The 18,413-nt window shown below is 45.8% G+C and carries 19 protein-coding genes; 13 read left to right on the top strand and 6 right to left on the bottom strand.

Annotated elements, in window-relative coordinates; genetic code table 11:
• From AB7U36_RS05975 to AB7U36_RS05965, 3 genes are all read left to right on the top strand, one after another.
• Positions 1-773 (top strand): hypothetical protein (locus AB7U36_RS05975; protein ID WP_428158879.1); only part of this gene is annotated, 773 nt, incomplete at its 5' end.
• A gap of 255 nt (positions 774-1,028) precedes the next feature.
• Complete coding sequence (locus AB7U36_RS05970) at positions 1,029-1,859, top strand: lytic transglycosylase domain-containing protein (RefSeq protein WP_428158878.1); 831 nt, start codon at positions 1,029-1,031, stop codon at positions 1,857-1,859.
• Positions 1,860-2,541: 682 nt separating this feature from the next.
• Positions 2,542-3,018 carry a DUF3124 domain-containing protein gene (locus AB7U36_RS05965; protein WP_428158877.1) on the top strand — a complete coding sequence of 159 codons (477 nt, stop codon included), beginning with the start codon at positions 2,542-2,544 and terminating at the stop codon, positions 3,016-3,018.
• A 33-nt stretch (positions 3,019-3,051) separates the two neighbouring features.
• Here AB7U36_RS05965 and AB7U36_RS05960 read toward each other — a convergent pair whose 3' ends face one another.
• On the bottom strand, positions 3,052-3,390 hold the full coding sequence (locus AB7U36_RS05960) for an STAS domain-containing protein (protein ID WP_428158876.1): 339 nt from the start codon (positions 3,388-3,390) through the stop codon (positions 3,052-3,054).
• Positions 3,391-3,643: 253 nt separating this feature from the next.
• Between AB7U36_RS05960 and AB7U36_RS05955 the strand changes: the two genes are divergently transcribed.
• A complete protein-coding gene (locus AB7U36_RS05955; protein WP_428158875.1) occupies positions 3,644-4,045 on the top strand; it encodes an ATP-binding protein in 402 nt (133 codons plus the stop codon).
• Positions 4,046-4,378: 333 nt separating this feature from the next.
• Here the strand turns inward: AB7U36_RS05955 and AB7U36_RS05950 are convergent, their stop codons facing one another.
• Positions 4,379-4,609, bottom strand: a complete 231-nt coding sequence (locus AB7U36_RS05950; protein ID WP_319574421.1) for a KH domain-containing protein — start codon at positions 4,607-4,609, stop codon at positions 4,379-4,381.
• 365 nt (positions 4,610-4,974) lie between these two features.
• Between AB7U36_RS05950 and AB7U36_RS05945 the strand changes: the two genes are divergently transcribed.
• Complete coding sequence (locus AB7U36_RS05945) at positions 4,975-5,409, top strand: iron-sulfur cluster assembly scaffold protein (RefSeq protein WP_428158881.1); 435 nt, start codon at positions 4,975-4,977, stop codon at positions 5,407-5,409.
• Positions 5,410-5,793: 384 nt separating this feature from the next.
• Here the strand turns inward: AB7U36_RS05945 and AB7U36_RS05940 are convergent, their stop codons facing one another.
• From AB7U36_RS05940 to trhA, 3 genes are all read right to left on the bottom strand, one after another.
• Positions 5,794-7,638 (bottom strand): M48 family metalloprotease, encoded by a 1,845-nt coding sequence (locus tag AB7U36_RS05940; RefSeq protein ID WP_428158874.1) that lies wholly within the window; start codon positions 7,636-7,638, stop codon positions 5,794-5,796.
• Between the two features lie 11 nt (positions 7,639-7,649).
• Positions 7,650-8,204, bottom strand: coding sequence for an NUDIX hydrolase (locus AB7U36_RS05935; RefSeq protein ID WP_428158873.1), 555 nt, complete (start codon positions 8,202-8,204; stop codon positions 7,650-7,652).
• Between the two features lie 90 nt (positions 8,205-8,294).
• Positions 8,295-8,954 (bottom strand): PAQR family membrane homeostasis protein TrhA, encoded by a 660-nt coding sequence (gene trhA / locus AB7U36_RS05930; RefSeq protein ID WP_428158872.1) that lies wholly within the window; start codon positions 8,952-8,954, stop codon positions 8,295-8,297.
• Between the two features lie 220 nt (positions 8,955-9,174).
• On the opposite strand from trhA, the gene AB7U36_RS05925 reads away from it, so the two are divergent.
• The 6 genes from AB7U36_RS05925 (at position 9,175) to clpA (ending at position 17,177) form a co-directional block, all read left to right on the top strand.
• On the top strand, positions 9,175-9,627 hold the full coding sequence (locus tag AB7U36_RS05925) for a phosphatase (RefSeq protein WP_428158871.1): 453 nt from the start codon (positions 9,175-9,177) through the stop codon (positions 9,625-9,627).
• A gap of 105 nt (positions 9,628-9,732) precedes the next feature.
• Positions 9,733-10,770, top strand: a complete 1,038-nt coding sequence (gene argC / locus AB7U36_RS05920; RefSeq protein WP_428158870.1) for an N-acetyl-gamma-glutamyl-phosphate reductase — start codon at positions 9,733-9,735, stop codon at positions 10,768-10,770.
• A 139-nt stretch (positions 10,771-10,909) separates the two neighbouring features.
• The gene (locus AB7U36_RS05915) at positions 10,910-11,746 is read left to right on the top strand and encodes a peptidoglycan DD-metalloendopeptidase family protein (protein ID WP_428158869.1); all 837 of its coding nucleotides are present in this window, start codon (positions 10,910-10,912) and stop codon (positions 11,744-11,746) included.
• A 296-nt stretch (positions 11,747-12,042) separates the two neighbouring features.
• On the top strand, positions 12,043-14,568 hold the full coding sequence (gene secA, locus AB7U36_RS05910; RefSeq protein ID WP_428158868.1) for a preprotein translocase subunit SecA: 2,526 nt from the start codon (positions 12,043-12,045) through the stop codon (positions 14,566-14,568).
• Between the two features lie 31 nt (positions 14,569-14,599).
• Positions 14,600-14,908, top strand: coding sequence for an ATP-dependent Clp protease adapter ClpS (gene clpS / locus AB7U36_RS05905; protein WP_428158867.1), 309 nt, complete (start codon positions 14,600-14,602; stop codon positions 14,906-14,908).
• A gap of 7 nt (positions 14,909-14,915) precedes the next feature.
• Positions 14,916-17,177 (top strand): ATP-dependent Clp protease ATP-binding subunit ClpA, encoded by a 2,262-nt coding sequence (clpA, locus tag AB7U36_RS05900; RefSeq protein ID WP_428158866.1) that lies wholly within the window; start codon positions 14,916-14,918, stop codon positions 17,175-17,177.
• On the opposite strand, the gene AB7U36_RS05895 is transcribed toward clpA, so the two are convergent.
• Positions 17,164-17,412: a hypothetical protein gene (locus tag AB7U36_RS05895; protein ID WP_428158882.1), complete on the bottom strand. Its 249-nt coding sequence runs from the start codon at positions 17,410-17,412 to the stop codon at positions 17,164-17,166. The two genes, clpA and AB7U36_RS05895, sit on opposite strands and share 14 nt — an antisense overlap.
• On the opposite strand from AB7U36_RS05895, the gene aat reads away from it, so the two are divergent.
• Both aat and AB7U36_RS05885 read left to right on the top strand, forming a co-directional pair.
• Positions 17,303-17,920 (top strand): leucyl/phenylalanyl-tRNA--protein transferase, encoded by a 618-nt coding sequence (gene aat, locus AB7U36_RS05890; protein WP_428158880.1) that lies wholly within the window; start codon positions 17,303-17,305, stop codon positions 17,918-17,920. The genes AB7U36_RS05895 and aat overlap by 110 nt on opposite strands.
• 80 nt (positions 17,921-18,000) lie before the next feature.
• Entirely contained in the window at positions 18,001-18,396 is a 396-nt protein-coding gene (locus tag AB7U36_RS05885) for an FxsA family protein (RefSeq protein ID WP_428158865.1), read from the top strand.
• Positions 18,397-18,413 lie beyond the last annotated feature (17 nt).

The following is an 18,413-nucleotide window of genomic DNA, read 5'->3' as shown; positions in this document are numbered from 1 at the left end:
TTCAGCATCAATCGCCATTGATTACGCTGATTATAAGAGCCAAAAAGAACTGTGTGGCCTATTTCAAAGCACAGATACCTCAAAAAAAAGGCCTAGGTAGACCACCAAAGTATGGTGAAAAAGTACGGTTATTAGAGCTATTTGATCATCAACACCTATTCTCAAAAATCGAATGCACAATTTATGGGAAAGTTGAAGAGATTTCAATCACTTCCCTGGACTTACTCTGGAAGCCGACAGCTGGTCTGATCCGTTTTGTGTTGGCAATTACCAGTCGTGGTCCCATTATATTGATGTGCAGTGACCTGCATCAAGATCCTGTTATGGCCCTTGAACTCTATTGCGCCAGGGTCCGTATCGAAACTATGTTTGATATGCTCAAAAATGTCATGGGTGTTTTTCGATATCGATTTTGGACAAAGGGTTTGCCGCGCCATTCCAGAAAGCCCAGAAAGAATAAATATTTGAATCCTCCGATGAGCATTGATCAAAAAAGAAAAGTCAGACGCTGCTTTGATGCATATGAACGATTTGTCATGATCGGTTCAATTGCCCTTGGTTTGTTGAAACTGATTTCATTAAAATATCAAAATTCTGTATGGCGTGAATTTCAAGGCTTCTTGAGAACAAAATCCAGAAGCCTCCCCTCTGAACGAACGGTCAAATACGTAATCGCCAACTTATTGATCGTTGATTTATTCAGTTTCGCTCCAGGAGCGATAATACGGGAAATTCAAAGTTACGACTCACGAGCATATTATAACTATCCATAAAAATATTGTAACAATTTTTCATACTAATCCGCAATGAGCCATTTTTTCAAATTGAATCAGGCTGAAGATATCCTGCCAGGCCGTTGCCTATGTTCAGCTATAGCCGTCACCGGCTAATCCCCCTGCCTGGATAGAAGGTATGCTTCTTGCTGTTCTCTGAGAGGTAACAGGTTTGAAAGACGCCCGGCCTTCAGTGACGAATCAGGCCGCTGGCCGTTCTCAAGCAAACCGGAACAATTTACAGGTGAAGAAATCATGACGATCCAATTTGACACGACATTTGACGCTTCAATGGGCTACCCCGGGTTAAACCCGGTTTCCAGGGAGGCATGGGGAACAACGGGGCTGCAAAACAATGAGAGCTCCGGGTCAGCATTTTTTTCAGATCTTTTCAAACAGGTGATAGACCGCACCCAGGCAGCAGAACAGGACCAGGCGGCATATTCCCTAAACGCCAGGCTGTCCCTGGCCTTGTCCCAGAATATGATGATGCAGATAAATGAAAGCCTTCTGGGAATACTGACCGAAGACGGGGACGATCAGCCGCTTTGTGACCCTTTCATGGACGGGTTCGGGCAGATGCTCTTCAACCAGGCGGCTGGTCGGGAAAATCTGTCAGAAATCCGACAGGCACCGTCAGAAAACGGCTTTCAGGAAATTGAAGCCAATGAAACGGTTACTGCAACGACCGAAGAGACCAAACGGACTGACAGCCTTGACATTGAAGGAATCATCCAGAAAGCCGCCAAAACCTTTGGGGTGAATTCAGGCCTCATCAAGGCGGTTATCGACGCGGAAAGCAGCTTTAATCCCGATGCTGTTTCTCCCAAAGGGGCCATGGGGCTGATGCAGCTCATGCCTGATACCGCAAAAGAACTTGGGGTAAAAGACCCTCTGAATCCCACGGAGAATGTAATGGGAGGGACACGGTACCTGAAGCAGTTACTGGACCGGTATGACGGAAGCGCGCCTCTTGCCTTGGCCGCCTACAACTGGGGGATGGGGAACCTGGACTCCCGGCAAAGCCAGATGCCGACGGAGACTAAAAATTATGTCGCAAAAATAACAGGCATTACCCTGACCTGAAAAACAGCCATATCCCTGCGATTGCGTTTTGTTAATCCTGGGTTGGGGAATCGTTGTCGGCGCCAGTCAGTGGATTTGGGACGGATATAAAAAAGAAAGGCAGGGCTTGTCCGGAAGCCCTGCCAATCAATTCAACAAGAAATTACGGCCTGGATTATCGTTTCGATCACTTGAGAATTCGGGGCATTGTTCAAATTCATAACCCTCTGCCGTTAAAGGGATTCCGATAAGTATTCATGATTCGATAATCAAAATTGGCCCAAAGGATGAGCAAGACCTAAATTACCGTGTCAGATGATACTCTTCTCGGCTTTTTTCTCCTGTTTCTCTTTGCGTTTTTCTTTCAAAGTTTTTTCAGGTTTTTTCTTTTCGGTTTTCTGGGTATCTCTGGATTTGGACATTTACGTTCTCCTATTATATGGTTAACTCTCCCCATGGATGGATTCAACGTCAACACTGTTACACAATATCACTTCCTGCCACTAAATTCCAAGCAGAAAATGAATCCCCATACCAGTCCACGATTAAGGCAGTCATATCGCTGACCGAAAAGAACAATAAAAGTCCAAGTGAAAAATTTTATCAGCCAGGCTTGCAATGATGCGTATACTCGGGTTAATCTTGACCCAAACTAGGGAAAATACGATCCCGTTTTAAACTGCTTCTCGTAAAGGTGATAAAAATGATGACTAAAAAGTATATACTGGGTTGCCCGGTTTTGTTGATTGGATTGTTATTATGCGCAAGGGGGACGGCTTTGACCCAGGAGAACCCAAGTCTTTCAAAAGGACAAAAGGTTTATGTCCCGGCATATTCACATATTTACACGGGCAACAGACAGATCCCTTCGTTTTTAACCGTGACTTTAAGCATCCGCAATACAGACATGGCCCGCACCATTGAAGTTGTGTCCGTGGATTACTACGACACCAAAGGCACACTTTTAAAAAAATACCTGCCCTCACCTGTTTCTCTCAAGCCCCTTGAATCCATACGCTATGTTGTGGACTATGACGATAAGGCCGGGGGGGCCGGGGCCAACTTCATTGCTGAATGGCGATCTGAAAGGGCTGTGAATCCCCCGATCATGGAAACCATCATGATCGGCTCAAGGTCTTCGTTCACGTCCCGGGGCCAGGCCCTTATTCCTTTAAAATGATTACCGAGCCCTGATATTTGATCATCAGAACACTTATGACCCGATACTGTTCAAAGCCTCTTCAAGGGTTGGAAATATTTTAAAAATGGAATAAAACCCTGACAGTTCAAACACATCTTTTACAGGGCCCTGCAGACCTGAAATCAAAAGATCCAGCCCCTTTGCTTTAAGATTTTTGGCTGATATGAGAACCACCCTGAGGCCTGCACTGCTCATGTATTCCAGCCCTTGAAGGTCCAGGAGCAAAATTTTCTGAACAGTTACCGTAGATGTCGCAATCTCTCTTTCAATATCTGGGGAATTAGATGCATCTATTTTTCCTGCAATGGAAATAACAAGTGCATTGGGACGTTCGTCTATGTGAATATCCATTTCATACTCCGAATTATCTATATTGTAATATACGTTAATGCGTATAGCACATTTCAAATTATTTGGGTATCCGGAAGTTTTGCAATTATTACGCCTTTGGCGGAGAAACTTTTTTTCATTGTCTTGAATTCATTTAATGAAAAGGGTAAGTTAAAACAAGAAACGATAATTAAATGTGTGATCCATATCCTAGAATAGATTCAAATCGTTATAAATTTGACTAAGAATTTAAATAAAAAAACAGGCAGATTCAATGGAAACAAAAACGTTTAAACCTGAAATTGAATCCGTTAACCGAATTCAGGAATTTGTCAAATCTGCGCTTTCTCCAGAAAAATCCAATGAGAGAATACGCTTTGCGGTTGACCTGATCATTGAAGAACTGATTGTGAACATTATTAATTATGGCATCAAGGATTTCAATACCGGTTTTATCACGGTCTGTACCGGAATTGAGGATGAAACCTTATTTATAGGCATAACAGATAACGGACCGGCCTTTAACCCCCTTGAAAAAAAAGACCCGGATATCTTTATGGCCCTTGAAGACAGACCGGCAGGTGGACTGGGCATTTACCTAGTAAAACAATTTGTAAAAGATATCCGATATGAAAGAAAGGATCATAAAAATTTAATCCGCCTCTGGCTATCCTGATGCGTTATTTCATATTTTAACGCCTGTTTCCTATACCCAAATCAAAATAAAAACATGAACGCCGCTGTTACGATTTCATAAAATTTTAATGGAACCTGACCCTTTTAAAGCGCAGCCAGTCCTGTCCCAGATCACCTTAAACCTGTTCAATCTTGCTGAATCCAGGGTTCGTTTTCTGGATGTTTCCACCCAGAAAACTGTAACACTTGCTACTATTTATAATCAATGTAGCAACGGGAGAGCACCAAATATCCGATCCGCCATTTTTTACCATTATTCGTACCTGGCTTTATGCTGAAATTACTCATATCACAAAATGAGGCACTTATCCGCCTATTCGACAATCTCCAGAATAACCCGTTTCTGTTCCTTTGCAGATGCACAGGAAAGAATGGTGCGCATGGCCTGGGCTGTGCGGCCTTTTCTGCCTATCACTTTTCCCAGGTCCTCTTTGGCCACCCGCAGTTCCAGCACAAGGGTCTGCTGAGCTTTGATCTCTTGTACGTCAACCTGTTCAGGATCATCAACCAGCGCTTTCGCCATAAGTGTAATCAACTCTTTCATTAACGGATCTCCTTTAACCAAAATGACAATGAATAAGATAATTAAGCTACAACATTTAACTACTTAGGGCTGACTTGTCGAAAAAGTTTGTATAGAATATCATAACGGGCTATAATCACAAGCTCTATTTGCAGGGCTTTGAAAATTTCATGCAAAAAAAACCGGACCAGGCCTGACCGGACTTTGCTTTTTACACCATATCGCAGGGATAATCGTGAAATCCATAAGACGAAAATAGTCATCCCCCTTGACATCAAAACGGAATTCATTATTTTAGAAAGGTTATTATATTTATGGACCGGGAAGAATATTTTATTCCATTGCCCGATAAAATATTTGTTTTTGGTAAGGGCACAAAATTAAGGATGTATGAAGTGGCCACAGAAATTACAATACAGGATTCAGAACGTAAAATGCTATCCGAAGCCGGATATGGGGAACCGGCTATTGAATATTATCTTGGAAAAAAACATATGGGTTCCATTAAAAATGCGGACCAAATTTCCTTTAAAGTTGGTTCCTGCGGTGATACAATGAAAATTTATTTAAACGTGGATGAGAACAAGATTGTTCAGGATGCCAAATATGAGATCACCGGATGTGCAGGTGCTATCTCTGCGGCAATGGCAACAGTGGATCTTGTAAAAGGAAAAACCGTTGAGCAGGCGCTGAAAATTAATGATGGGGATGTTTTCAGAGTTCTTGAAAGTATCCCGGAAAAAAAGCATCACTGCATTCAATTGGCTGTTAAAACAATGCACCAGTGCCTTGAAGAATTTCAAACTGCACACGGTTCTTAAATGATTTACCTTTATTGTTCTTATCTGCACTTCATTTTTATCAGCCGGGTGTATCTCATCGAATTTCAGCGTTGAGACCCTGGCTAAATCCGATATAGACATGGTATCGGATATTCATGTTGACCAAAAACTATCACTTCTAAAAACACTCACCCGCAAATTATACAAAATGAATCCCGGGGAACTGGCTAAAACCCCGGGTGCAACTATGCGGATTTTTGGCAAACTGATTGCGTTATCAGATACTATGGTCCTGATAATGGCTGAACAGGGGACCGGTTTGTCAAACAGGCGGTTCATATGGCCGGCATGAGCTTTCTTCCCGTGGGAAGTTAGGCCATGGGAAGTTATGGACTTAATCGTCAACGGCCTTGTTGCAAACGGTTACGCGCTGCCAGGTAAAGATTTCTTAAGCGCTTTTTTAAATCTTGCTACCTGATCCTTATAATATTGTTTTCTTTCGGTCGAAATCAGAAGTGCCTGATTTGCAATCTTTAATGCCTGATTTGTATAATTATTCAAGTACAGGGCTTCGGCATAGGTATCCAGTATATAAGCTTCTTTCCGGATATCCACAGCCCGATGGGCCAGATCCAGAGACCTGGGGGCATCCCGAAAGGCTTTGTCCGGGCATGTGGCCAGAAGCCAGGCCAGGTTATTTAAGGCATGGACATTAACCGGATCAATTTTTAAAACATTTTCATAGGCCACTGTTGCCTTTTCATACTGCCGGGCATCATAATAAAAATCACCCACCTGCACATATAAATCAGAATTATCAGGATTGAGTTCGAGCTGACGGCTTAAAATTTTTCCGACGGCAAACCGGGTAAAAGAGGCGTTAAGTCCGCCGTAGTTAAGACTGTAGCCAAGAAAAAAAATGGCCCCCAAGGCAAGGACATACCCAGAAATCATTTTTTTTACTTTCCCGTGATGGTTCCGGATCAGATCCGGATTCATCCGGCACTTTTCCAGAAAACGAATACGACGGCCAATGCTGAAATGGTGCCAGTTGGGTTTATCAATGGACTGGCGGCTCAGGGACGAAATCTTGTAAAAGGTGGAGATCAATGCAGATGGCGAATCTGTGTATTTAAAAATATGTAGATCAGCCTGACGTTCAAAATGCCGCATGAACAGGCCAAAAATGAACCTAAAATACAGAATAAACAGGCCCATGAGCACCAGACAGGTGATGGCGGCATGGGTCGTATCCTGACGGAGACCCAGGAAAGCAGCCCCATCATACAAGGGTTCGATCAAATAAATCATGAGCATTAAAGGCTCAAAAAAAACAAAATTGCAGGCAATAAACCCGGTAAAGAAAAACAGATAAAAAAGCATGTGCCGGTGATATACATGACCGATTTCATGCAGGATTACGCCTTGGATTTCATCATCATCCAAACAGGCAAGAAGGGCCGGCGTCACCAGGATATACCTAAACCGGCCGACAATTCCCATAACACCGGCAGTGATTATGCCGCCGCCGAACAGATTCCAGACCAGGATATCCCTGTACTTGAGATTGGCCATTTGGCAGGTTTTTTCAATGCGCTGCCTGTCAACTCCGGGTGTCAGGGGACGGCACCCCCATAAACGCTGGATCAGGACCGGTCCAAACACAGAGATGGCAATGACAAAAAAAAGGATGTAAATCACTTCTCCGGCTGTGGTGTTTAAAAATCTATTCAGCCCGTCAAAGGGTAAAAGCCCAAGGCAGTCAGCCAAAAGAGACAAAAAATACCAGGGCAGCAGGGCAGGCAGACAAAAGGAAACATTGGAAAGGATAAAACTTTTCTTGGTCAAAGACCCCGCAAAAAAACGCTTCTGGATCTGATAGGCAAAATTCCATATCAAAATCAGATAAAAAAGAAACAATCCAAGAAACAGCAGAGCGCCAAGGGTGGGCACCCATTGGAATAGAATAAAACCCGATAGTAAATGGTTCACACGGAATCCATAAATATTTACGGCAAACAGCACCAGGGCCGCAATGGAAAGCCGTGAAACAGCGGTGTTTACCCGCTGGTCAATATCCTGTGCCGGCAAGACCCGCCCAAGGACTGACAGGCGACCGAAATAAATCCGGCAGACCAGCGCAAAGGCAGCAGTTGAGGCCAGGCAAAAAACAATGGATCCTGGGTCAAAACCCGAAGAGTTGTCAAACAGCTCCGACGTGGTGTAGATCACCAGTGCTGCCAGAAAATATATAAAATTTGAAAACACAGAATGGGTCCTTATACAACCTTACCGGTTGCAGCAAATCGGTCCAGGACAATCCATGTTTTTACATCAAACAGAATATTGTCTTGGCCCATACAGTCGGCGGCCTGGTCTTGGGAGAGCATTTTTACCTCTATCAGTTCGGAAGCCTCGTTATGTTCGGTATTTGCAGATCCGTCACATGCCACATACAAAAGGCTGATGCTTTCATCTGTTAACCCGGATGAAGAAAATACCGCAGGGCTTTGTTTTATTACATTCACAACAGTCAGGCCGGTTTCCTCATACAGTTCGCGCCGCCCGGCCTGAACAACACTTTCGCCGGGATCCACAAGGCCTGCGGGAAAACCATATTGAAACCCGCCCAAAGGCACCCTGAATTCCTTGATAATGACCAGTTTATTCTCCTGTTGATGGAACGGAACAACCACAACAGCATCGGGCCTAGCCGAATTTTGCCTGGACGCATACAGCCAGAATTTATCCGTACCGGACCTGTCCTTATACCTGGCACGGATCAAATTCAGATGAGGGTAATCAGTTATTTTTTCTTCTTTATATATGTCCACAAGACTCTCCTGATCAGTAATAATAAACATAAGATTAAGATATACCAGTCTTTAATGCAATACGAACGAAAAGAGTGTCAGAAATAAGGATTAGATATACATCAAATATTTAAACGACAGCCAGAAGTGAGACGCACTGCCAAAAATGACAAAGCAGTGCCAGATTTCATGAAAGCCTAAAATCCGGGGAAAGGGATTGGGCCTTTTCAAGGCGTATATAACAGCCCCGACGGAGTAAAACAGACCGCCTGCGACCAGCCACATTAATGCGCCGGGCTCCAAATTATTAACCAGGGGATATACGGCAATTACGCACAGCCACCCCATGACCAGATAGATCACGGTGGAGATCCACCTGGGTGCCCCCATGAAAAAAATTTTAATGAATATACCGGCAACGGCAATGGCCCATACCGATCCCAATAGGCTCCAGCCCCATGCCCCTCGTAAAGGCACAAGGCACAACGGGGTATAGGACCCTGCAATGACCATAAATATCATGATATGGTCGATGCGGCGAAAAAACATCAATGCCCGGTCTGAAATTTTTAAGGCATGGTAGAGGCAGCTTGACGCGTACATAAGGATCAGGGTTCCGCCGAAAATAGAGAAAGACACCACATGCCAGGCATCGGCATGCAGGGCCGCATACACAACCATCAGGGTCAATGCGGCCATGGCGCCCAGCACACCGGCCCCGTGGGAAATGGCATTGACAGGTTCCCTTAAAAATTTTTTACATCCACACATAATTTGTCCTTTACCCTTGAAATATGAATTAAACAAGGCGCATCAAAGCTAATTTACATTATTTTTACCAAATCCGGCCAATTAATTTCTTACAAATCTGCACATAAAAAGCTCTATAGTTCCAAATTTCTGAACAACACACGGAAATCTCTTGAAAAATTGACCTGGTATGCTAACTATTAGACTTATTTATTAGACTTAACTTATGGAAACAAGTCCGATGAAATGCGTAAAAGGCGATTTAATTCACCTGGCCCGGGAAGGGCAGTTTGATCTCATTATTCACGGTTGCAACTGTTTCTGCACCATGGGAGCCGGAATTGCAAAACAGATCCGCACCCATTTTCCCCAGGCCTGGCAAGCCGACCTTGCAACCGCACCTGGTGACAGATCCAAGCTTGGCAGTTATTCAAAGGCATGCGTAGACACACCACCCGGCCGGTTGTATGTGATCAATGCCTACACCCAGTATCACTATTCGGGGGACGGAGTGCTGGCGGATTATGATGCCATAGCAAAGGTCTTTACCGCACTGAAAAAAAAATTCAGCGGCAATCGCATGGGATATCCCAAAATCGGAGCAGGCCTTGCCAAAGGAGACTGGAAAATTATCAGTAAAATAATAGACAGCGCTCTGGATGGCGAGACTCACACCTTGGTTGAGCTTAGATGATTAAAGTATAGATGATTAAAAAATAATCGAATTTTAATTTGCACAATTGCTGATTTTATCTTAAAATTCCTTTCGTTAAATACATATTAAGGAAAGACTAAAAAAATGATTAAAACAGCAATAGCAGGCGCATCCGGTTATACTGGCCTGGAACTGGTTAAACTGATTTCCAACCACCCTGGGGCCTGTCTTGAGGCAGTGACCTCAAATTCGTACCAGGGAAAATCATTTACCGACATTTTTCCGTCCATGCGCGGATTTGAATCCCTGATATGCACGCCCTTTGATGCCAGGTCGCTTTCAGGTAAAGTGGATGTCGTATTTCTGGCCTTGCCTCACAAGGTATCCATGGCGTTTGCGCCAGAACTCATAGACCAGGATATAAAAGTCATAGATCTTTCAGCAGACTTCAGGTTTGATGATGCAAAAGCATATGAAGCGGTATATCAGCCCCACACCGCCCCAAAGCTTCTGGAAGAAAGTGTTTACGGTTTGTGTGAACTCAATCGGGAGCACATCAGAACCGCAAGGATAATCGGGAATCCCGGGTGTTACCCAACATCCATCCTCCTGCCCCTGGTTCCGTTGCTCAAGGAAAAACTGATTTCCCCCCAGGGTCTGATTTCAGATTCAAAATCCGGGGTCAGCGGTGCAGGCCGCTCTCTTTCCCTAACCACCCATTTCTGTGAAGTAAACGAATCCTTTGGTCCGTATAAAGTGGGCAACCACAGACACACCCCTGAAATCAACGAAGTGTTGACCAAGGCGGCCGGAGAATCGGTGTCCCTGACCTTTGTTCCCCATCTGGTACCCGTAACCCGGGGCATGGTTTCAACCATGTATGCCCAAATTTGCCAAAGCGTCACCGAAAAACAAATTCGCGACGTCCTTAATACATGGTATGAAAATGAACCTTTTGTCAGGATTCTGCCCCCTGATAAATTTCCGAATATGTCCCAGGTCAAGGGGACGAACTGCTGCGATGTCGGCTTTCACCTGGAACCTTCATCGGGCCGACTGATCCTGGTTTCAGCCATTGACAATCTGCTCAAAGGTGCTGCCGGCCAGGCAGTTCAAAATATGAATATCATGTTCGCCATTGACGAAAAAGCAGGGTTGGATTGGGTGCAAACCCCGCTGTGATCGCATTTTTACTTGACACGAGCATCATATAACTTGTATTTATGTTCAGATGAAAAATCGAATCAAAATATGGTTCCATTCAGGCAACAGTTCAAATATAAAAGAGATTTCGCTTAAAAAATCATTTTTACTTTTTTTTATGCTTCTCTTATTAGCCTGCGCCGGAACACTATCCTACTGCGGCTATGATTACTATTTTCTTAAGCAGGCTGACCATGATACCACAGCGCTCCATGAAACCATTGCAGGCCAGAAAACTGAACTTGAAGACCAGAGACGCCAGATCCAGGTGTTTGCCGGAGAAATTCAGGCGTTAAAAAGGCAGATCACAAAACTTGGACAATTAGAGAATCAGGTCCGCCTCATTGCCGATATTGACAAATCAGGAAGATCATCAGGTCTTTTGGGCATCGGCGGAGTACCGGAAACCGATCTGGATCGGGAGATACCCCTTGACGCCCACCATAACGCCCTGATACGGGAGATGCATCATCAGGTAAAACAGATCAGATCTGTTGCAGATAAAGAGAAACTGGATTTCAAAGACCTGATTGTTAAGCTGGGAAAAAAGAAAAACCTGCTGGCCTCCACTCCGTCCATCAAGCCGGCCTCAGGTGTCATCACCTCACCTTTTGGTTACCGTAACTCTCCGTTCACCGGAAAGAAAACCTTTCATTCAGGCCTTGATATCTCCAACCGAACGGGCACTAAAATTGTTTCAACTGCGGCCGGCAAAGTGATCTTTACCGGAAGAAAAGACAGCTACGGTAATGTCATCATTATTGACCACGGATATGGGAAAGCCACCCAATATGCCCATTTAAGAGATATCCTCGTTAACAACGGCCAACAAGTCAAACGCGGGGAGGCAATTGCCACCTTAGGCAATACAGGTCGAAGCACGGGGCCACATCTTCACTATGAGGTTCTTGTCAACGGGACCCCTGTCAATCCCTCAAAATATATTCTCAACTAGTGTTTGGACACAAAGCCCCCCATTTGCGGCGTTGCAGAAAAAATTGCAATCCTCACAACCAAAAAGTTGCTCCGATTACAGATTTTTCTGCGCCTTGCATCGGCGCAACTTTGCATCCAAGCACAGCTTTTCGTTCATACACCGGCTGATGCGGTCCCGCGGTTTCTTGCTCGTTATTTCATCAGCCTGCCCCAGGAGTACCAAATTAATGAATTTTCTCTTTTATTTCCCGAAATAATGTTTATATGTTGTACTGACAAATTAAATGACCTCTAATTTAAACAGGTAGCGTTTACATGGTACTCAATTTTCTTACTAAACTTTTCGGGTCCAGCAATGACAGGATCCTTAAACAAATTCAGCCTATTATTGACCAAATAAATGAATTCGAGCCCCGAATTCAGGCCTTATCAGATACCCGGATCGGTGAAAAAACAACTGAGTTTAAAAACCGTCTGACAAAGGGAGAGACCCTGGACGACATTCTTCCCGAAGCCTTTGCCCTGGTCAGGGAGGCATCGGTGCGTACCCTTGGACTTCGTCATTATGATGTCCAGCTCATTGGCGGCATTGCTTTGCACCGGGGTACCATTGCAGAGATGAAAACCGGTGAAGGTAAAACCTTGATGTCCACCCTGCCCGCCTACCTGAATGCCCTTACGGGCAAAGGTGTTCACATTGTTACGGTCAATGACTATCTGGCCAGGCGTGACGCCGAGTGGATGTCCCAGGTGTATGATTTTTTGGGACTGACCGTAGGGGTGATTCTGCATGACATGGACGCCCAGGAACGCAAACAGGCCTATGCCGCTGACATCACATACGGTACCAATAATGAATTTGGCTTTGACTACCTGCGGGACAACATGAAATTCGATCCCGAAGAACTCGCCCAGGGAGCTCTGCACTTTGCCATTGTGGATGAGGTGGACTCCATTCTCATTGACGAGGCAAGAACCCCTTTGATTATTTCAGGACCTGCTGAAAAATCCACCCACCTGTATACCCAGGCCAATAGCATTATTCCGGCATTTAAAAAGGATACGGATTATACCCTGGATGAAGAATCAAAAACCGTATCCCTTACCGAAGACGGCATTGCAAAGGGTGAAGCGCTGCTCAATGTGGACAATCTTTATGATCCGGTCAATATTGAACTCCTGCACCATCTCACCCAGGCTTTAAAGGCCCATGTAATTTTCAAACGAGACACGGACTACATCGTAAAAAACGATCAGGTCGTCATTGTGGATGAATTTACAGGCCGGCTTATGAGTGGCCGCCGGTACTCGGAAGGTCTTCACCAGGCACTTGAGGCCAAGGAGGGGGTTAAAATTGAAAATGAAAACCAAACCCTTGCCTCCATCACCTTCCAAAACTACTTCAGGATGTATGACAAGCTGTCGGGCATGACAGGTACCGCAGATACTGAAGCAGAGGAATTTAAAAAAATTTACAACCTGGATGTGCTGGTCATCCCCACGCACAAGCCCATGGTCCGTGAAGACCGGGCAGATCTGATCTATAAGACCCAGAAGGAAAAATACGATGCCGCCATCGAAGAGATCATCCGGCTGCATAAAAAAGGACAGCCTGTGCTGGTAGGTACCATTTCCATTGATGTTTCCGAATCCCTAAGCGAAAAGCTCAAGAAAAAAGGGATTAAGCACACTGTTCTCAATGCCAAGCACCACAAGGAAGAGGCTGAAATTGTGGCCAATGCGGGTCAGCAAGGCGCTGTGACCATCTCCACCAACATGGCCGGCCGGGGTACTGACATCAAGCTGGGACAAGGGGTTAAAGCGCTTGGCGGCCTTCATATCCTTGGCACATCCCGTCATGAATCCCGGCGTATTGACAACCAGTTGCGGGGCCGGTCCGGGCGCCAGGGCGATCCGGGAAGTTCCCGGTTTTATCTGAGCCTGGAAGACGATCTGCTCAGAATTTTTGGCGGAGACCGTATCCATTCCATCATGGACCGGCTGGGCATTGAAGATGGCGAGCACATTGAGCATAAATTTATTTCCAAGGCCATCGAAAATGCCCAGTCCAAGGTGGAAGGGCATAACTTTGAAATCAGAAAGCACCTGCTCGAATACGACGATGTCATGAATCAGCAGCGTGAGATCATTTACCGCCAGCGCCGTGAGGCACTGACCGCCAAGGATCTTAAACAAGTGGTTCAGGATATGATAGAAGATGTCTCCTATGACCTTGTGGAAGGATTTATTTCAGACAAAACAGCAATAAGTGAGTGGGACCTGGAAGGACTTTCGTCAGCACTCAAAGGGCAGTTCAATATGGACCTGTCCTTAGATCAGCCGGTGCAGGAAAATTTTTCTGCCGACCAGCTGGGACAGTTTGTATTTCATGCAGCCCAGGCCCTATACCGGAAAAAGGAAGAGATGTACGGTCCTGAAGTCATACGCCACGTTGAACGGTTTATCATCCTTCAGACCGTGGACACCAGATGGAAGGAACATCTTTTGAACATGGATCATCTCAAGGAAGGGATAGGCCTTCGGGGATATGCCCAGCAGGATCCTTTGCGTATCTATAAAAAAGAAGGGTTTGATATGTTCCAGGACCTGATGAACCGGATCAAACAGGAAGTGGTGGATATCCTGTTTAAAATCCAGATCGCCTCTCCCACCCAGGTGGCGGAGATGAAACAGGAAGAACAGCAAGACCTGACCTTTTCTTCCCATTCTGACAAATCCGCGCCCAAACAGCCGGTCAGGCGCTCATCTGAAAAGGTCCAGAGAAATAACCCCTGCCCCTGCGGTTCCGGCAAAAAATATAAAAAATGCTGCGGGCAATAATAAAATAATCAATTGCACCCAAGGTTACAGTATGACAGCCACTGATTCCAAAACCCGTCCCAAAATATCCCATAACACAAGTGAGGATCATCCGCCCATGTATAAGGTGCTTTTGCACAATGATGATTATACAACCATGGATTTTGTGGTGGATATCCTGGTCCGGGTATTCGGAAAATCACTTGAAAAAGCCACACAAATAATGCTTAATGTACATAATAAGGGAAAGGCCGTGTGCGGTATCTATCCCCGTGAGATAGCTGAAACAAAAGTTCAGACCGTCCATAATCTGGCCGGCAGTAAAGGGTTTCCCTTAAAAAGTACAATGGAAAAGGAGTAAATGGTATATGATCAGCAAAGAACTATCCACAGCGCTCGGGTTTGCCGTTCGGGAAGCTAAAAAAAGAAGACATGAGTATGTATGTGTCGAACATGTTCTTTACGCCATTGTCAATCATGAATCCGGCCTTGAAACCATTGAAAAATGCGGAGGCAGTCCTGAGCACATCAAAGAGGATCTTGAAAAATTCTTTGATGAGAAACTGACCAAAATAGAGAACAGTGAAGAATATGTGCTCCAGCAGACCATAGGGTTTCAGCGGATGATCCAGCGGGCCATCAATCACGCCAGATCCGCTGAAAAATCAGAAGTCAATCTCGGGGATATCCTGGCATCCATTTTTCAGGAAAAGGATTCTCACGCAGCCTTTTACCTTGAATCCGAAGGGATTACCCGGCTGGATGTACTCAGGCTCATCTCTCACGATGGAGATACAGAAAAAAAGGCAATGTCCGAAGAGGAGAAGCCCCAGCAGCTTTTCCGCCAGGCAGATCCAACGCCCAGACGCCAGAAGAAAAAAGATCCGCTGGCGTTATTTACGTCTGATCTGATCAAACGGGCCCAGGACAATAAGATTGATCCCCTTATCGGCAGAACCCTTGAAACCGAACGGGTGATGCAGGTGCTTTGCCGGCGGCGGAAAAACAACCCCATTCTTGTGGGTGATCCCGGCGTTGGGAAAACCGCCATTGCAGAAGGCCTGGCATTGAAAATAAGCGGCAAGACCGTGCCGGATCTGCTTAAAAACTGTGAATTATACTCCCTGGATATGGGCGCTCTTTTGGCTGGCACCAAATACAGGGGCGATTTTGAGCAGCGCCTCAAGGATGTCATTTCCGCTTTGGAAGAAAAGGAAAATGCGCTCCTGGTGATTGATGAAATCCATACGGTTGTAGGTGCCGGGGCCACCACATCAGGCTCCATGGATGCCTCCAACATTCTTAAACCGGCTTTATCCTCCGGAGACATCAAGTGCCTGGGCACCACCACCTATGAAGAGTACAAAAACCATTTTGAAAAGGACCGGGCCTTTTCCCGGCGGTTTGAAAAAATCGAAGTCGCAGAACCCAGTCTGGAGGAAACCATAGAGATTCTCAAAGGTCTGCGCACCTGCTACGAGGAACACCATGGCCTGAAATACCCGGATAAAACCATTGAAGCGGCTGCCCGCCTGTCAGATAAATATATCAATGACCGGTTCTTACCGGATAAGGCCATTGACGTTATTGATGAGGCTGGTGCCTTTTTAAAACTCACGGCAGAGGGCCGGCGTAAAACTGTCAGCCCCAAGGATATTGAAAAAATTGTAGCGAAAATAGCCAAGGTCCCGGTTTCCAGTGTTACGGCGGCAGACAAGTCTTCCCTGGAATCTTTGCCCGGCAAACTGCTCAACGAAATATTTGGCCAAGACGATGCCATACAAACCCTGACCACGGCGATCAAAAGATCCCGGGCCGGACTTGCAGCGCCGGACCGCCCCATTGGTTCTTTTCTTTTCATGGGCCCCACAGGGGTTGGCAAAACCGAAGTGGCCAGACAGCTGGCCGCCAACATGGGCATTAAATTCTTACGCTTCGACATGAGCGAATACATGGAAAAGCATACTGTATCCAGACTCATTGGTGCGCCTCCGGGGTATGTGGGGTTTGAACAGGGCGGCATTTTAACGGACAGCATCCGCAAGCACCCCCATTGTGTACTTCTTCTGGATGAAATTGAAAAGGCCCATATGGATCTTTACAACATTCTGCTCCAGGTCATGGATTATGCCACACTTACTGACAATAACGGTAAATCCGCTGATTTTAGAAATGTGATCATTATCATGACCTCCAATGCCGGGGCCAGGGAAATGAGCGCCAACAGCATTGGATTTGGGTCACAAAACGCCAATTCAGATTCCCAGGGCATAAAAGCGGTGAAAAACACCTTCAGTCCGGAATTCCGCAACCGTCTTGACGGCATTGTCCAGTTCAACCATCTATCTGAAAGGGTGATGGAACTGATCGTGGATAAGAACATGAAGGAGCTTAAAGCCATGCTCAGTGAGCAGGGCATTTCTTTGAGCTATTCGTCTGATGCCCGGGCCCATCTTGCCAAGAAGGGTCATGATCCCCAATTCGGTGCCAGGCCCCTGGCCCGTCTGATCCAGACCGAAATCAAAGACAAGCTCACTGATGAGATTCTTTTCGGTCGACTTGAAAAAGGGGGGAAACTATCCGTGGGCCTAAGGGACGGTAAATTGACATTTAATATCAAATCCGCCTGATGCCCCTTTTCAGGTTATCTGAAAGAATTGAATTCCCGCCGGCCTGGCTGGCACGGTCTGACGGTTTGTTATGTATTGGGGGAGACCTTTGCGCAAAGCGTTTGATCCTGGCATATAGAAACGGTATTTTCCCCTGGTTTTCCAACAGTGAACCGATTCTCTGGTGGTCCCCAGATCCCCGGCTGGTACTTTTTCCTTCCAGAATCAGGGTGTCGAAAAGTTTGAAAAAAATCATTCGAAAGGATTGTTTCTCCATCCGGATCAACACCGCGTTTGAACAGACCATTGTGGCCTGTTCACAATTTAGGCAGGGCAAACCCGAAGGCACCTGGCTGGTAGATGAGATGATTGATGCATATATCACGTTGCACAAAATGGGGATGGCGCACTCCGTGGAAGCCTGGCAGGGCGACCGGCTGGCAGGCGGCCTGTACGGGGTCAGCCTGGGGAAAATTTTTTTCGGAGAATCCATGTTTTCCCTTGTGGCCAATGCGTCCAAGGTGGCTCTTGTGGCCCTGGCCCATGAACTTGACCGCCGGGGGTTTGGGATGATTGACTGTCAGGTCACCTCCGGACATCTGCTTCGCATGGGGGCACAGGAAATAACCAGGGACCTGTTTCTTGACATTTTAGACCACGGTATTGATGAAATAGTACCGGACAGCCTGTGGCGGTCCGGACGACATTTTTCCCCAAAAAGCAAAACAGATTCAAACCCAAGCCGTATTGCACATGCCGTATGAGCAATGTATTGTTCTGCCTTGACAAACCCGGGTTCATAGCAATTATGAACTAACGTACTTTTAAGCAAGGAGAATTTTAAATGTTGTTTAGACTATTTTTATGTTTTACCCTGATCCCGGTGGCTGAATTATACATCCTTATCCATCTTGGCGGTATCATCGGTGGATTAAACACCGTAATGCTGGTCATTATAACCGGATTCATCGGTGCCTACCTTGCCCGGATGGAAGGATTGAACACCATGATAAAGGTTCGCCAGAATTTAAACCAGGGACTTATGCCGGCCGAAGAACTACTGGATGCCTTTATCATCCTCATTGCCGGATTAATGCTCATTACACCCGGGCTTTTAACGGACACGGCAGGCCTTTTCCTGTTATGGCCCCCCACTCGAAACACGTTTAAACGCTTTTTACGAAAAAAATTTAACGAGATGGCGGCCAACGGCAGCATTAACATCACCCGGTTTCATTAAACCGGACAGATAGTCTG

Source organism: Desulfobacter sp., assembly GCF_050177295.1.
The sequence above is the reverse complement of the archived record's forward strand: the minus strand, read 5'-3'. Positions and strand labels throughout refer to the sequence as shown.

Bases quoted from the DNA above. Each gene is read 5' to 3' on its own strand.
- AB7U36_RS05970 (WP_428158878.1), top strand. From the start codon at position 1,029: ATGACGATCCAATTTGACACGACATTTGACGCTTCAATGGGCTACCCC.
- AB7U36_RS05965 (WP_428158877.1), top strand. From the start codon at position 2,542: ATGATGACTAAAAAGTATATACTGGGTTGCCCGGTTTTGTTGATTGGA.
- AB7U36_RS05960 (WP_428158876.1), bottom strand. From the start codon at position 3,390: ATGGATATTCACATAGACGAACGTCCCAATGCACTTGTTATTTCCATT.
- AB7U36_RS05955 (WP_428158875.1), top strand. From the start codon at position 3,644: ATGGAAACAAAAACGTTTAAACCTGAAATTGAATCCGTTAACCGAATT.
- AB7U36_RS05950 (WP_319574421.1), bottom strand. From the start codon at position 4,609: ATGAAAGAGTTGATTACACTTATGGCGAAAGCGCTGGTTGATGATCCT.
- AB7U36_RS05945 (WP_428158881.1), top strand. From the start codon at position 4,975: ATGTATGAAGTGGCCACAGAAATTACAATACAGGATTCAGAACGTAAA.
- trhA (WP_428158872.1), bottom strand. From the start codon at position 8,954: ATGTGTGGATGTAAAAAATTTTTAAGGGAACCTGTCAATGCCATTTCC.
- AB7U36_RS05925 (WP_428158871.1), top strand. From the start codon at position 9,175: ATGAAATGCGTAAAAGGCGATTTAATTCACCTGGCCCGGGAAGGGCAG.
- argC (WP_428158870.1), top strand. From the start codon at position 9,733: ATGATTAAAACAGCAATAGCAGGCGCATCCGGTTATACTGGCCTGGAA.
- AB7U36_RS05915 (WP_428158869.1), top strand. From the start codon at position 10,910: ATGCTTCTCTTATTAGCCTGCGCCGGAACACTATCCTACTGCGGCTAT.
- secA (WP_428158868.1), top strand. From the start codon at position 12,043: ATGGTACTCAATTTTCTTACTAAACTTTTCGGGTCCAGCAATGACAGG.
- clpS (WP_428158867.1), top strand. From the start codon at position 14,600: ATGACAGCCACTGATTCCAAAACCCGTCCCAAAATATCCCATAACACA.
- clpA (WP_428158866.1), top strand. From the start codon at position 14,916: ATGATCAGCAAAGAACTATCCACAGCGCTCGGGTTTGCCGTTCGGGAA.
- AB7U36_RS05895 (WP_428158882.1), bottom strand. From the start codon at position 17,412: ATGATTTTTTTCAAACTTTTCGACACCCTGATTCTGGAAGGAAAAAGT.
- AB7U36_RS05885 (WP_428158865.1), top strand. From the start codon at position 18,001: ATGTTGTTTAGACTATTTTTATGTTTTACCCTGATCCCGGTGGCTGAA.